The 13,792-nt window shown below is 52.0% G+C and carries 15 protein-coding genes; 14 read left to right on the plus strand and 1 reads right to left on the minus strand.

All coding sequences use genetic code 11. From position 1 onward, the window contains the following. Window positions 1–17 precede the first annotated feature (17 nt). The 7 genes from PVA01S_RS15765 to PVA01S_RS15795 all read left to right on the plus strand — a co-directional run bounded on the left by PVA01S_RS15765 (window position 18) and on the right by PVA01S_RS15795 (window position 6,536). Window positions 18–1,028 (plus strand): ABC transporter permease, encoded by a 1,011-nt coding sequence (locus PVA01S_RS15765; RefSeq protein ID WP_127608412.1) that lies wholly within the window; start codon window positions 18–20, stop codon window positions 1,026–1,028. Then, window positions 1,021–1,905 carry an ABC transporter permease gene (locus PVA01S_RS15770; protein WP_127608413.1) on the plus strand — a complete coding sequence of 295 codons (885 nt, stop codon included), beginning with the start codon at window positions 1,021–1,023 and terminating at the stop codon, window positions 1,903–1,905. Before PVA01S_RS15765 ends, PVA01S_RS15770 begins: the two co-directional genes overlap by 8 nt. Before the next feature lie 5 nt (window positions 1,906–1,910). Further along, the gene (locus PVA01S_RS15775; RefSeq protein ID WP_127608414.1) at window positions 1,911–3,521 is read left to right on the plus strand and encodes an ABC transporter substrate-binding protein; all 1,611 of its coding nucleotides are present in this window, start codon (window positions 1,911–1,913) and stop codon (window positions 3,519–3,521) included. Window positions 3,522–3,585: 64 nt separating this feature from the next. After that, complete coding sequence (locus PVA01S_RS15780) at window positions 3,586–4,572, plus strand: ABC transporter ATP-binding protein (RefSeq protein ID WP_054797712.1); 987 nt, start codon at window positions 3,586–3,588, stop codon at window positions 4,570–4,572. Further along, window positions 4,556–5,539: an ABC transporter ATP-binding protein gene (locus PVA01S_RS15785; protein WP_127608415.1), complete on the plus strand. Its 984-nt coding sequence runs from the start codon at window positions 4,556–4,558 to the stop codon at window positions 5,537–5,539. The genes PVA01S_RS15780 and PVA01S_RS15785 overlap by 17 nt, the downstream gene beginning before the upstream one ends. 37 nt (window positions 5,540–5,576) lie before the next feature. Continuing rightward, complete coding sequence (locus PVA01S_RS15790; RefSeq protein ID WP_127608416.1) at window positions 5,577–6,014, plus strand: OsmC family protein; 438 nt, start codon at window positions 5,577–5,579, stop codon at window positions 6,012–6,014. A gap of 225 nt (window positions 6,015–6,239) precedes the next feature. After that, window positions 6,240–6,536, plus strand: a complete 297-nt coding sequence (locus tag PVA01S_RS15795) for a DUF2325 domain-containing protein (protein ID WP_230876056.1) — start codon at window positions 6,240–6,242, stop codon at window positions 6,534–6,536. A gap of 141 nt (window positions 6,537–6,677) precedes the next feature. Here PVA01S_RS15795 and PVA01S_RS15800 read toward each other — a convergent pair whose 3' ends face one another. Next, window positions 6,678–7,589 carry a LysR family transcriptional regulator gene (locus PVA01S_RS15800; protein WP_127608418.1) on the minus strand — a complete coding sequence of 304 codons (912 nt, stop codon included), beginning with the start codon at window positions 7,587–7,589 and terminating at the stop codon, window positions 6,678–6,680. A gap of 247 nt (window positions 7,590–7,836) precedes the next feature. Here PVA01S_RS15800 and PVA01S_RS26685 point away from each other — a divergent pair, with 247 nt between their 5' ends. From PVA01S_RS26685 to PVA01S_RS15830, 7 genes are read left to right on the plus strand one after another with little or no spacing between them, the layout of a single operon-like run. After that, window positions 7,837–8,844 carry a dihydroxyacetone kinase subunit DhaK gene (locus PVA01S_RS26685; RefSeq protein WP_201319252.1) on the plus strand — a complete coding sequence of 336 codons (1,008 nt, stop codon included), beginning with the start codon at window positions 7,837–7,839 and terminating at the stop codon, window positions 8,842–8,844. Then, window positions 8,841–9,503 (plus strand): dihydroxyacetone kinase subunit DhaL, encoded by a 663-nt coding sequence (dhaL, locus tag PVA01S_RS26690; protein ID WP_164751858.1) that lies wholly within the window; start codon window positions 8,841–8,843, stop codon window positions 9,501–9,503. The genes PVA01S_RS26685 and dhaL overlap by 4 nt, the downstream gene beginning before the upstream one ends. A 20-nt stretch (window positions 9,504–9,523) precedes the next feature. After that, complete coding sequence (locus PVA01S_RS15810; protein WP_230876055.1) at window positions 9,524–10,612, plus strand: amidohydrolase family protein; 1,089 nt, start codon at window positions 9,524–9,526, stop codon at window positions 10,610–10,612. A gap of 12 nt (window positions 10,613–10,624) precedes the next feature. Then, a complete protein-coding gene (locus tag PVA01S_RS15815; RefSeq protein ID WP_127608419.1) occupies window positions 10,625–10,978 on the plus strand; it encodes a Rieske (2Fe-2S) protein in 354 nt (117 codons plus the stop codon). Window positions 10,979–11,036: 58 nt separating this feature from the next. Next, entirely contained in the window at window positions 11,037–11,801 is a 765-nt protein-coding gene (locus tag PVA01S_RS15820) for an ABC transporter ATP-binding protein (RefSeq protein ID WP_127608420.1), read from the plus strand. Then, window positions 11,788–12,492, plus strand: coding sequence for an ABC transporter ATP-binding protein (locus tag PVA01S_RS15825; RefSeq protein ID WP_127608421.1), 705 nt, complete (start codon window positions 11,788–11,790; stop codon window positions 12,490–12,492). Before PVA01S_RS15820 ends, PVA01S_RS15825 begins: the two co-directional genes overlap by 14 nt. A gap of 31 nt (window positions 12,493–12,523) precedes the next feature. Then, complete coding sequence (locus PVA01S_RS15830) at window positions 12,524–13,774, plus strand: ABC transporter substrate-binding protein (protein WP_127608422.1); 1,251 nt, start codon at window positions 12,524–12,526, stop codon at window positions 13,772–13,774. The last annotated feature ends 18 nt before the right edge of the window (window positions 13,775–13,792 follow it).

Consider the following 13,792-nt stretch of genomic DNA (forward strand, 5'->3'; position numbering starts at 1 on the left):
AGGAGGATACGAGGGACTTGCTGGTATACTCGCTCCGGCGTTTAACAATGATGGTTCCTAGTCTCATCGGGATTATCGTAGTCACTTTCATCCTGACACGGGTACTGCCGGGGGACCCGGCTTTGATGATAACCGGTGAGCAGGCGCTTCCCGAGTTTGTGGAGAAGGTGCGTGAGCAATACGGATTTAATCAGCCTTTATATATCCAATTTTGGGAGTATATCAAGCAGCTGGCCCGAGGAGATCTCGGATACGCTTGGCATACGGGACATTCTGTGGCTTCCGATTTCGCCACACGGTTTCCCGCTACGCTCGAACTTACACTTGCCAGCATGGTGATCGCACTTATGGTTGCCATACCGTTAGGCGTCTTGGCTGCTGCCCGAAAAAATTCCGTGATTGACCATTTCACGCGAATTCTCTCCTTGATAGGCTCCTGCATGCCGATTTTTTGGCTTGGCTTGCTGCTGATCAGCCTGTTTTATTCGAAGCTTGGCTGGCTGCCCGCGCCGGTTGGCCGAATCAGCGGGGATATCAATCCGCCGACGCATGTAACCGGATTGTATGTGATTGACAGCTTGCTTAGCTTGGATATGGTGGCGCTGAAGGATTCCCTCCTTCATTTGTTGATGCCGGCTTTTTGTTTAAGCTTAGGCACGATGGCCATTGTGACCAAAATGATTCGAGCCAGCATGCTGGACGTCATCAAGCAGGATTTCATGAGAACGGCGAAAGCCAAAGGCTTGTCGGACGGTGCCGTCATTGCCAGGCATGGACTTATTAACGGCTTAGTACCGACCCTAACGGTAGTCGGGCTTCAGTTCGGATATCTTCTCGGCGGAGCGGTGATCACCGAAACGGTTTTCGTCTGGCCGGGTGTAGGCCAATACGTCACGGAATCTATTCTGGCGGCCGATTACGCGCCAATCCAGGCGATAACGCTGATCAGTGCCGTGTTATACGGAATTTTGAATCTAATAGTAGAGCTTTGGTATGGGGTGCTGGATCCGAGGGTGCGTTATGAATAAGCGAAAGCAAGCTATCGTCGTCATAAATCATGTATTGAACAACAGGTTAACGTGTATTGGACTGATTCTTGTACTCGTTTGGGTCGTGCTGGCCGTGCTGGCGCCTTGGGTCGCTCCTTATTTGCCTAACGAGCCTCAAACAGCAGATAAGCTGCTGCCGCCGAATGCTGCGCATTGGTTTGGCACGGACAATTATGGCAGAGATATATTTAGTAGAATTGTATATGGTGCTCAAGTCACCGTATGGACAGGATTCGTCTCCGTCGGCATCGCTTTTTTTATCGGAGTTCCGCTGGGAGCCATCGCCGGCTATTTTGGAGGGAGAAGCGGAAATATCATTATGCGCATCATGGATACGCTGCTTGCGTTTCCTTCGCTCATCCTGGCTATGGCCATTGCAGCTTCCATTGGTCCAGGGCTGTTCGGAGCGCTGCTGGCGGTCGGCATTGTCGGTATTCCTGAGTTCGCGCGACTGATGTATGGACAAACCGTCGTGATCAAGGAACGGGAATTTATCGAGGCTAGCCGGGCCTTAGGCGTCAGACATAGCGCTATCTTGTTCGGTCATATTTTTCCTAACGCATTCGCCCCGTTGCTGGTGCAGGTTACACTCGGTCTGGGATCCGCCGTACTGACGACCGCCAGTCTAAGTTTTCTTGGGCTGGGCGTACGACCGCCGACCGCGGAATGGGGGGCGATGATTTCCCACGGGCGCGATTATATCATTTCCGGCGAATGGTGGATGACGGTATTCCCCGGCATAGCCATCGCTACTACGATTCTCGGGTTTAATCTGCTTGGGGACGGACTGCGGGACATACTCGATCCGCACTCTCGTTCCTCGAAGGATAATAAATTCAGAGCAAAGAAGGAGTAGAGAAAATGAAACCAAACAAGCTTATGATGATCATTTCAGCAATATTAATTCTGGTGCTGGCGGCAGGCTGCACGAATAGCGCGAATCCGAAGCCGGGCGCGAATAACTCCGAGCAGCCTCAAGCTGGCGCGAATAACGATACGCCCGCTGCGGGTCAAACGATAACCATCGCCTACTCCCAAGGTGCAGGTCAAACGATGGATCCTCATGAAGCGGCAGATTTGACCTCGGCCTCCTATGCGTTTGCCTTGTACGATCAGCTGGTAACGAGCGGCACAGAAACCAAAGACGGGAAAACCGTAGGCCGTACGGATCAGATCGTGCCTTCCTTGGCTGAGAAGTGGACGATCTCCGACGATAAGAAAACTTATACATTCGTGCTGCGCGACGGCGTGAAATTCCACAGCGGCAACCCTGTGAATGCCGATGCGGTTGTATTCTCCTTCAAGAGACTTCAAAGCAAGGGCGAGAGCGGCAGCTTGTATAAGCTCTCGAACATCGAATCGTTTAAGAAAATCGATGACAAAACTGTAGAATTTAAGCTTGCGGCACCGAACCCGCTGTTCTTGAAATATTTGGCGACCTTTACCTTCTCGGTCGTTGATCCATCCGTCGTTGAGGGCAAGCCTGACGGTTATTTAACCCAGAACTCGGCAGGCTCGGGCGCATTCACCCTGGAGAAGTGGGACCCCGCCACGGAAGCCGTATTCGTAGCGAATAAAAGCTACTGGAAGGGCGCTCCGAAGGTCGACAAAGTGGTGGTGAAGTACGTAAAAGAAGCGTCGAACCGAGAGCTTTTCCTGGAAAAGGGAGATATTGACGTCGCTCTGGATATTCCGGCCAAGGATGTGGGGAGCTTATCCAAGAAGGATAACCTGGTTATCAGCTCCGAATCGACAAACCGCATCGTATATATGGGAATGAACGCGAATTTCAAGCCTTTTGACAACCTGAAGGTCAGACAGGCGATCAATTACTTGATTAATCAGGACAAATTGCTGCAGGATGTTGTCTTTGGTCAAGCCTCCAAGATGACCAGCTCCATCTCAAGCAAGTCTCCTGCTCATACCTCTGAAGGCTATGAATACAAGTATGATGTGGAGAAAGCCAAATCCTTATTGAAGGAAGCCGGCTACGAGAAGGGCTTTACGTTCGATCTGACCATTTCCTCCGCGACACAGGATTACGAGGATATTGCCGTACTGCTTAAGGCTGAGCTGGAGAAGGTCGGAATTACGTTGAATATTAATAAAGTGGCGCCGGCACAATACCGGGAGCTGACGACCAAAAAGTCGGTGCCTGCGTTCCTTGGCAAATATACGTCGCTCGTGAACGACCCGTCGTACCATTACGGATTTTTGCTGGACAGCAAGGGCGCTTCGAACTATGCTGCTTATAACAACCCTGAAGTCGACAGCCTGCTGGCTAAGGGCAATTCCGAGACCGATGAAGCTAAGCGCACCGCGATTTACAAGGAAGTTCAGAAAAAGATCACGGCCGATTCCCCATGGGCTTATCTGTACGAAAGCAATCTGATTGCAGGCTTCAATAAGAACGTGAAGGGGTATGTATTCTATCCGGATGAGATCATCCGATTTGCCTCGCTCTATAAATAATAAACAAGCCCCCGATTAACTTCGGGGGTTTTGCCGGACTTTACTCGTTACACGGGAGGCGAATATGACTAAGCTTTTGGAGGTTTATAACTTAAGAACGGAGTTTGCCGCCCCGTCGGGCTCGGTACGTGTAGTGGACGGTATCGATCTGTATTTGAATTCAGGAGAAACGCTCGGAATAGTCGGAGAATCCGGCAGCGGAAAAAGCATCACTTCGCTCTCCATCATGCGTCTTCTCCCGGAACAAGCCGTGATTACGGGAGGCGACATTCGCTTACAAGGACAGAACCTGGCGCAGCTGCCTGAGTCCGAGATGAGGAAGGTTCGCGGGAACCGGATCGCCATGATCTTTCAAGAGCCGATGACGGCATTGAACCCGGTGTTCAAAATCGGGAGACAGCTGGAAGAGGCGATACGGCAGCATTCAAACAAAGATAAGAGAACAGCCCGCAAGGAAGCAGTCTCTTTGTTGAGAGATGTGGAAATTTCGGCGCCTGAACAAGTGGCCAAGCTTTATCCGCACCAGCTGTCGGGAGGAATGCGTCAACGGGTGATGATAGCGATGGCTATGGCAAGCAGCCCGGAAATATTAATTGCCGATGAACCGACGACAGCGCTCGACGTCACGATTCAAGCCCAAATCCTGGACCTGATGCGTAGGCTCAAGCGGGAGCGGGGCATGGCGATCATGCTGATCACGCATGATTTAGGCGTTGTCGCCGAGATGTGCGACCGGGTTTCCGTGATGTATGGGGGGCAAATCGTCGAGGAGGGAGACGTCGCGAGCTTGTTTCGGGAGCCGAAGCATCCTTACACGGTGGGGTTGTTGAAATCGGTGCCCCAATTCACGGACGGCGAAAAGCGCCTATACTCGATTGCCGGACAGGTACCCCATCCTTCCGAATACCCGAAGGGCTGCCGTTTTGCGGAGAGATGCCCTTCCAAAATCGATATTTGCGAGATTGAGGAGCCGGGCACGTTCGACTTTGGAAACGGCCACCGGTGCAAATGTCATCTGTACAGGAGGGATACGCATGCCCCCGATGCTTGAGGTACGTGATTTGAAAAAGCATTATCCCGCTCGGAATGGAATATTCCGTAAAGGAGCCGGTACTGCTAAGGCGCTTGACGGCGTTTCCTTGTCCATTGAAAAAGGAGAGACCTTCGCGGTCGTCGGAGAGTCGGGCTGCGGCAAAACGACGTTTGGCAAAACGGTCCTGCGATTAATAGAGCCGACCGCAGGGAGCATTCGGTTTGACGGCACGGATATCACCTCATTAGGCCCGGAGCAGCTGCGTCAGCTGAAAACCGACATGCAGATTGTTTTCCAGGATCCGTACGGTTCGTTGGACCCCAAGTGGACCATTCAACGGACGCTGGAGGAGCCGCTTCGCACCCATTTGAAATTATCCGCTCAAGACATCAAGGCCAAGGTCGGCGAGATGCTGGAAGTCGTCGGATTAAATTCGCATCACGCTCTTCGATATCCGCATGAGCTGTCCGGAGGACAACGGCAGCGTATCGGCATTGCGCGGGCTTTGATTCTTCAGCCCAAATTCGTGGTTCTTGACGAGCCGGTTTCAGCTTTGGACGTATCCATACAAGCCCAAATTCTGAATTTGATGCAGGATCTGCAAAGCCGTTTGTCGCTCACCTACTTGTTCGTTTCTCATGATTTGTCGGTCGTTCGATTCATTAGCGATCGGGTCGGCGTCATGTATTTAGGCAGAATGGTAGAGATGGGGCCCACGGAGGAGCTGTTTGAGCGCCCGCTTCATCCTTACACCCAAGCGCTCATCTCGGCGATCCCCGAACCGGACCCGGACAAGCGCAGGGAGCGAATTGTGCTATCCGGGGATGTTCCCAGCCCGCGCAATCCTCCTTCGGGATGCGCTTTTCATACCCGTTGTCCGCTAGTTAAGCCGGAATGCAGGAACATACAGCCCGAGTGGCGGATGGTTGACGGGAACCGTTATATTGCTTGTCACTTATATGAGAAGAACAACAATTCCAATTGATTACCATGATCTCACAGGAGAAAGCGGGTTTTAAAGGATGCTCGTAACGACCAAATGGCAAGGCAAACGCTCATTTCAATCGGTAGGCCCTTCCGGGTTCAGCATAAGCATGGACGCAACGCCGGCTTACGGCGGAGACGGAGAGGGGGCGACGCCGATGGAGCTTCTGCTGGCAGGCTTGGCAGGCTGCATCGGGATAGATATTACGATGATTTTGAATAATTTCTTGCATACGGTGGAGCACCTGGAGATCGATGCCGAGGGTTCCCGAAGAGAAGCGGCGCCCAAAGGCTTTAACGCCATCGAGCTGACGGTAAGGGTCGATGGGACGATCCCCGACTACCGCGTGTGGAACGCCATCGAGTTGGGAAGCAAAAAGTACTGCTCTGTGTCCGATTCACTGAATGCGGATATCACGTACAGACTTATTCTTAACGGAATTGAAGTGCCCAATCCTAAAGCGCTGCCGCAATGAGCGAATAGGTAACTATACAAGCAAAATAACCGGCTGTTGCAGCCGGTTATTTTGCTTTACCTTGTAAACCGCTGATTAACCGGATGAGGTTGTTTTAGTTGAGACAAACACCCGCGCTGCTCATGGTACTAATAATCCGAGTAAACCGATTGACATTTACACATATTGAGTTAAAATAACCTTAACAGGTTTTGAAAGAGTCCAATGATAAGGGGGGAATTGAAAATGAAGACAGTTGCGATCATCGGAGGCAGTCAAACCGATACCTACAAAAAAATGGGTGAAAAGCGCGGTTTGATCGTCGTGCATCATAATGGAAAGACGGGTGGAGGCTCTGTAGAAAACTATTTTCAACGAATCATTAATAAAGCCGATGTTATTATAATCTTAAAAGGAGCGATCAAGCATACTTCGATGTGGGCCGTGCGCGAGCTCGCGGAAAAAAAGGGTAAGAAAATCGACTATCATGATGGCTTCGGTGCATCTGGAGCGTTAGAGAAGGCTCTACAAATAGTTGGATAATGAAGTTCAATAAAACCCCGCCAAAGGAGATGGCAGAAATAACCTGTTTATTAACGCCGTAGACCCTATTCCAGTGCAGCTGGAAGAGGGTCTATTCATCTGTGGACGAATGACTGTTCAGTCCGGCAACGAAGAACCCGTTCAACCGTTCCCCTTCTGGATCTCCAGCTTCAGCAGATTGAGGAATTTCTTGGCCGCGGGAGACAGCGGTTTATCCTTGGACCGGATCCAGCCGAAATACGTTCTGTGCTTTTGCTCGAAATCCGCGATGTCGACGGTAATGATATCCCCGTTGATGATGTAGGGATCGTAATGCACGATATTGCTGGTCCCGATGCCGATGCCCAGGCCTTCAATGGTCGCCCTTTTGATCACATCATTGCTGTCCGTTGTGAACAGGATCTTAAACGGCCCGTATTTGTCGGATAATTCCTTGACGAACTGTTTCACATTCTCACTCTTGTACAGGACCAGCGGATATTTCGCCAATTCCTCCGTAGTGATCGTACCGTTGAAGGCCAGAGGCGTATTTTTCCCTACATACACCTTCATCTTCGCTTCCAGAAGCTTTTCGAAATAAAAACTTTCATACGTTTTCAGCAGATCCTCAGGAATGGTGATCAGGCCAATCTCGGCGTGCTGCAGCCTTAAATCCTCGAGAATATCGCTTGTTCCTTTTTCGTTGATTTCGATATGGATATCGGGGTGATCGCTTCTAAAGGCTAACAGGGTGTTGAACAGCAGCATCATCATGTTGGGAATGACCGAAATTTTCAATTCGCCGGTTATCAGGCTTTTATGCATGTGTGCTTCCTGCCTCAGCTCCCGCAGATTGCTTAAAATTTCATAGGCTTTCTTAATGATCACTTTGCCTTCATCGGTTGGGTAGGTTCCCATTCGTGACCGGTTGAAAATTTTAATGCCCAGCTCCTCTTCGAGACTGGTAATCGACTGGCTGATTCCGGATTGCGAAATATGCAGTTTTTCCGCCGCGATCGATATTGAACTCGTTTTGGCCACTTCAACGATATATTCCAATTGTTCAATATTCATCGTCTTACTCCCCGTATGAGTTAATAGTGCAGTATGCCTTCATCATACCATATTTCATGACATGGATTGCCGTCATGCAAGCTGCCCGGCCTGATCCATAACTTCTGCTTAACTAAAGATCACTATTATTAATTTTACATTAATTGCATTAATGCTATAAGATAAATCCATCCTTATGTAAGGGCTTTCAGTTTACGATATCGACTTAAGTGTAAGGGCTTGGAAAATGATCAGAGGAGCGATGGCCGTGAAAAAATTGATAAACAACCCGGAGCGGGTTGTAGATGAAATGATAGAAGGCTTCATCCATGCATTTGGAAACGATTATACCAAAGTGGACGGCATTAACGGAATTGTCCTTAAACACAAAAAAGACAAAGTCGGCCTTGTCATCGGGGGCGGCAGCGGTCATGAACCCCTGTTTCTCGGTTATGTGGGTGAGGGTTTGGCGGACGGGGCGGCGATCGGCCATGTGTTCGCTGCGCCGACTCCGAGCACCATACAAGGCGTAGCCAAAGCGGTCGATTCGGGCAGGGGTGTCCTGTTTCTGATCGTGAACTATGCCGGGGATGTGCTGAATTTCGAAATGGCGGCGGAGATGCTGGACATGGAGGGGCTGACAACCGCAACCGTACCTGTATATGACGATGTGGCCTCCGCGCCGCCGGAAAGAATCCATGACCGGAGAGGCGTTGCCGGATTCCTGTTTGTCCTCAAAGTCGCAGGAGCCGCAGCCGACCAGGGACACAGCCTGGATGAAGTCGTGCGGATCGCCCGGAAAGCAAGCGAGGCCACCCGCTCCGTATCCGTTGCGCTGTCACCGGGTACCATACCCGGCTCGGTTAAACCGTCGTTTACGCTCGCGGACGACGAAATCGAATTCGGCATGGGCATCCACGGCGAGCCTGGCATCAAACGAACAAAGCTGATGCAGGCGGACGAACTGACGGACAACATGCTGGATTACATGCTGGATGATCTTCCCTTCGCCAGCGGCGATGAAGTCTGCGTGCTGGTCAACGGTCTCGGCTCAACGACGCTTATCGAACTTATGATCGTCAATCGCAGAGTGTCCCGGGTTTTGGCCGGGCGCGGCATTGCCATCCATGACACTGTAATCGGAAATTATTGTACAACGATGGAAATGGGAGGCGTTTCGATCTCGCTGATCCGATTGGACGACGAGCTGAAACGGTATTACAACCATCCCGCACAATCCTCTTTTTATCATAACATGCACAGACAGGAGCGATGATCGTGGAGAACACGTTAAACGTACAGATGACCTGTGATTTGTTCCGGTTTGTCGGCGAGAGGATCATCGAAAGCAAACCGATCCTTACGGAGGTTGACGGTGCCATCGGCGACGGCGATCATGGCATCGGCATGTCTATCGGTTTTACGGCGGCCATCCAGAAATTGAACGAAACCGAGATGACGAGCATCAACGATATTTTCAGAACGATCGGCATGTCCATGATCAACTCCATGGGCGGCGCGTCGGGCATCATCTTTGGCACCATGTTTACAGGCGGCGTGAAAAACATGCCGGTCATGGACCGGATCGATTTGGAAACGCTGTCAACCATCATGGAAAATGCGTTGAAAGCGGTCAAGGAACGCGGAAAGGCCGATCTCGGGGATAAGACGATGATTGATGCTCTGCAGCCGGCCGTTGCCACGCTGCGGAAATATGCGGATAAATCCGCCAGTTTGCTAGACGCGCTGAAGGCAGCGGAAGAAAGCGCGCGAGTCGGCGTGGAGAATACCAAGCAGTATGTATCCAGGTTTGGCCGGGCGAAAGCGCTGGGAGAGCGGGCGATCGGACACCAGGATGCCGGAGCCACCTCCGTCTGGATCATTTTCCGCGCGATGGCCGCATGGATCGAAAATAGGAAAGCTGTCAGCAGCTAATGGACAAGGAGATGTCAAGTATGAGCATAGCCCCTAAGTTAATCGATACGGACGTACACAATTCGATGGCCGACAGGAAGGACCTGCTTCCGTATTTGCCCAAAGCGTGGCATCAGCAATGGATGGAGTACGGTTACGGCATGGAAGGCTCCAAAACCTGGTCTCCTGTAGGCGTGCTGCGCAAAGACGCCGTTCCTGACAACGGCGGTACAGTGGCAAGCGATCCTTACTTCGTATTGAAGGACCATATATACAAATACGGCATCGATTACGCGATCTTAACCGGCACCCCGTACATGAATGCGATTTCGCTCTGCTACGATCCGGACTATGGCAATGTGCTCGCGTCGGCGCTGAACGACTGGACTGTGGAAACGTGGTTGAAGGCGAGCCCTCATTATAAAGGCTCCATTCATGTGAACCATTCAGATCCGGCTGCGGCCGTCAAGGAAATCGAACGGATGGCCGGCCATAAAGATATGGTCCAAATTATTATGTGCAGCGCTGCAAGAGTGCCGTACGGTCAGCGGTTCTACCATCCGATCTATGAAGCTGCCGAACGGCACGGACTGCCGGTCGCCGTTCATCCCGGCTTGGAAGGCTTGGGCCCGACCTATCCTCCTACCCCATCCGGCTATCCGACGCGGTTTATGGAATGGGAAAACGTGCTTCCCCTCAACTTTATGACGCACGTGAACAGCCTGGTCTGCGAAGGGGTATTCGAGAAATTCCCGGCATTCAAATTTGTCGCCATTGAAGGCGGCGTATCCTGGCTTCCGCATCTGATGTGGAGGATGGACAAAAACTACAAGGCGCTCCGGGATACGGTTCCCTGGCTGAAGAGACTGCCGTCCGAATATATCAAGGAGCATATCCGGCTGACTACGCAGCCGATCGAGGAGCCGGTCAGCCCGGAACATCTGGTGCAAATCTACAAAATGAGCGGTGCGGAGGATGTCGTCATGTATTCTTCGGATTACGCGCATTGGGATTATGATCCCCCTAAGGTAGCGCTTGCCCCCTTCCCCAGGGAGATGAGGGAGAAAATAGGTGCCGGAAACGCGATGGAGCTGTACGGATTGAAGGAAGCGGTTTCAACAACCGTGTAGAGGAGGACGTAGATGAACAAGTACGCAGCTGCCAAGGTCGCCGAGTTGGCGGAGCGCGGCCGGAAGGTCGTTACAGTGAATGGAATCGAAATCGGGATTTTTCTTGTAAACGGGCAATACTTCGCTTGGCGCAACATGTGCCCGCATGCCTACGCGCCGGTATGTGTCGGGATGGTGTGCGGTACCCACCTTCCGTCAGATGTGTATGAATATGAATTCGGACGCGAACAGGAAATATTGCGCTGTCCCTGGCACGGATGGGAATTCGACCTCCGTACAGGGGAGCATCTGGTGAATAGCGGAACGAAGCTCAGGGGATATCCCGTGGAGCAGGACGGCGAGGACTTATATTTGGTATTCAAATAACGACAAAACGCATAATCGCCTGCAAGAACTGCATCGGTGATTACCTGGAGGTGCCTGCATGCTGGAGTTAACGGATGTGAGCAAGCACTACGGCGGCATTAAAGCCGTCGATAAGGTGAGCTTCAAAGTTTATCCGAACGAAGTCGTAGGTCTGATCGGGCCCAACGGATCAGGAAAGACGACCATGATGGACCTGATTTCGGGGCATACCCCTCTGACAAGCGGCCACATCGTATTCAACGGCCAAGATATTACGCGTCACAACGCGACGAAGATAGCCCGTGCCGGTATTCGGAGAACGTTTCAGACAACAAGCCTTTTTAAGGACTGTACGGTATTGGAGAACTTGTCCATAGCCTCCCATCTCGAGGACAAGCGATCATTGTTTAATGTGACGACACGCAAACAAAGCCAGCTCAACATCGAGCATAAATCGCTTGAGCTGCTGGAGTTCGTCGGGATCGACAGCGCCTATGCGGACCGGTCCGTATCGGAGCTTAGCACGGCGGATCAGCGGCGGCTTATGGTCGCGATGGCGATGGTCGGCGATCCGGCCTTCATTCTGCTCGATGAACCGTCGGCAGGGATGATTGTCGGGGAGCGCGACGATTTTCAACATCTCCTTCTGAAAATTAAAAACCGGGGCATCTCCATCCTGATTGTTGAGCATCATATGCGCTTGTTGTCCAAAATTTGCGACAGGATGGTTGTGCTGAACTTTGGAAAAGTGATAGCCGACGACAAACCGGAGATCGTCCAGCGGGACCCGGTCGTCGTTGAAGCCTATCTGGGAAGGGGAAGTGCAGCTCATGCTTACGGTTGAAAATTTGCATGTTTCCTGGGGAAGCCTCGAGGTGCTGCATGGGATCAGCTTCACGGCGAAGGAAGGCCAGACAACGGTTGTGCTGGGCCCGAACGGAGCGGGAAAAACATCGACGATGAAGGCGGTACTGGGATTGGCCCGAATCACCCGGGGGTCCATTACATTCAACGGCGTGGACATTACCCGCATGTCTCCTCGGGAACGCATTCTGCAGGGGATTGCGCTCTGTCCGGAAGGAAGGCAGGTGTTCCCCACGCTTACGGTTAAAGAGAACCTGGAGCTGGGCGGGTATCTCCGGTCGGACGCATCGGCCATCCGGAGCGATGTGGAAAGGCTTGTCGAATGGTTCCCGATTCTGAAGGATCGCTGGACGCAGCCGGCCGCTAACTTGAGCGGCGGGGAGCAGCAGATGCTTGCCGTGGCGAGAATGCTCATGTCGCGGCCCCGGATGGCGCTGCTGGATGAGCCGTCTCTGGGGCTGGCCCCTATGATGGTCGAGAAAATCGGAGAGATCGTGAACAAGATCCGCGAGGAAGGTACGTCCGTTCTGCTGGTGGAACAGAATGCCAATATGGCTTTATCGGTTTCCGATTACGCTTATGTCCTGGATGCCGGTTCCATCGTGAAGGGAGGGTCGACCGAAGAGGTGAAGACGGATTCGATCGTACAAAGCGTTTATCTGGGTGTCTAGCCTTACAAATCCATTAAAGGGGAACAAACATATGAAAAAAACAAGGCTGGTTATGATTGTAGCAATGTTGGTTTCTGTATTTGCAGCGGGGTGCGGGAACTCGTCGTCGTCTTCTTCCGAACCGACGATCGTCATCGGGGAGACCGAGCCGCTTTCCGGACCGCTTGCCGTTTATGGCGTGCCGCAAAATAACAGCATCAAGCTCGCCGTCAAACATATCAATGAGCGGGGCGGAATCGACGTCGGGGGGAAGAAACATAGGATTGAGCTGGTTTCGCTCGACGATCAATTCAACCCGACAACCGCACTTAGCAATATCAAGAAAATGGTGGAGCACGAGAAGATCCAGTTTCTCGTCGGTTTCATGAGCGGCTCCTCGGTAATGCCCGCCTTTCCTTACATTAAAGAAAATAAGCTTCCGACCCTTGTCGGCGTAGCTCCCGACAAAGCGATCACGGCAACGAACAACCCCTACGTCTTCCACGTCCGCCCGCCGAGTGACTTCACGGGCCTGACGAGCGGAAGGTTTATCGGCGAAGAGCTGAACGTAAAAACGATGGCTGTGGTCGGTACGACCGCCCAAGGGTTCTTCAAGGACCTGATCGAGGGTGTACAGCAGGGGCTTCAATCCACCGGCGGCAGCATCACAACGGTACAGGGCTTCAAAGTCGGAGATCAGGATATTACGGCACAGCTGACAGCGGCAATCGCGACGAAACCGGATGCCATTTACGTCGGGGCCGACGTAGAATCAGCGGCGTTCGTCTATAAACAAGCCAAAGAATTGGGATATAAGGGCCGACTGCTCGGTTTCAACGGAGGCTCGAAGGCACAGTTTGAGAAAATTGTTTCCGCCGATGTGCTCGAAGGCATCTACGACATGATTCCGGCAGAAATCAATCCGTCCGATCATTCGATCAACGGTCCATACGCGCAGACCTTCCTGGATAAATATAAAGCGGAATATAACGTGGAAGCGCCGCCAAGCACCGGCTACGGTTACGATCTGATGAACATTCTGGCCGCGGCGATCGAGCAGGCTGGAACGACGGACGCGGATGCGGTCGTGAAAGCGCTGAACGAGATGCCGGTTCCGAAAGAGCATATGACGATGAAATGGATCCCGGTGGAAGGCAAGATGTTTGACAAGAACAATCAGGCCTATGTGCCGAATGCAAGCTTCGTATGGACGGGCGGAGATAAGAAGGTCCATAAAGAAATGAACAGCCCTGTCCAAGAATACTCGGAAGGATTGGCCAAAATCAGAAACGCGTCCAAGTAAACAAAAGCGAGGATGGCC

The sequence above is a fragment of the Paenibacillus validus NBRC 15382 genome, assembly GCF_004000985.1.
Taxonomy (GTDB): Bacteria; Bacillota; Bacilli; order Paenibacillales; family NBRC-103111; genus Paenibacillus_G; species Paenibacillus_G validus.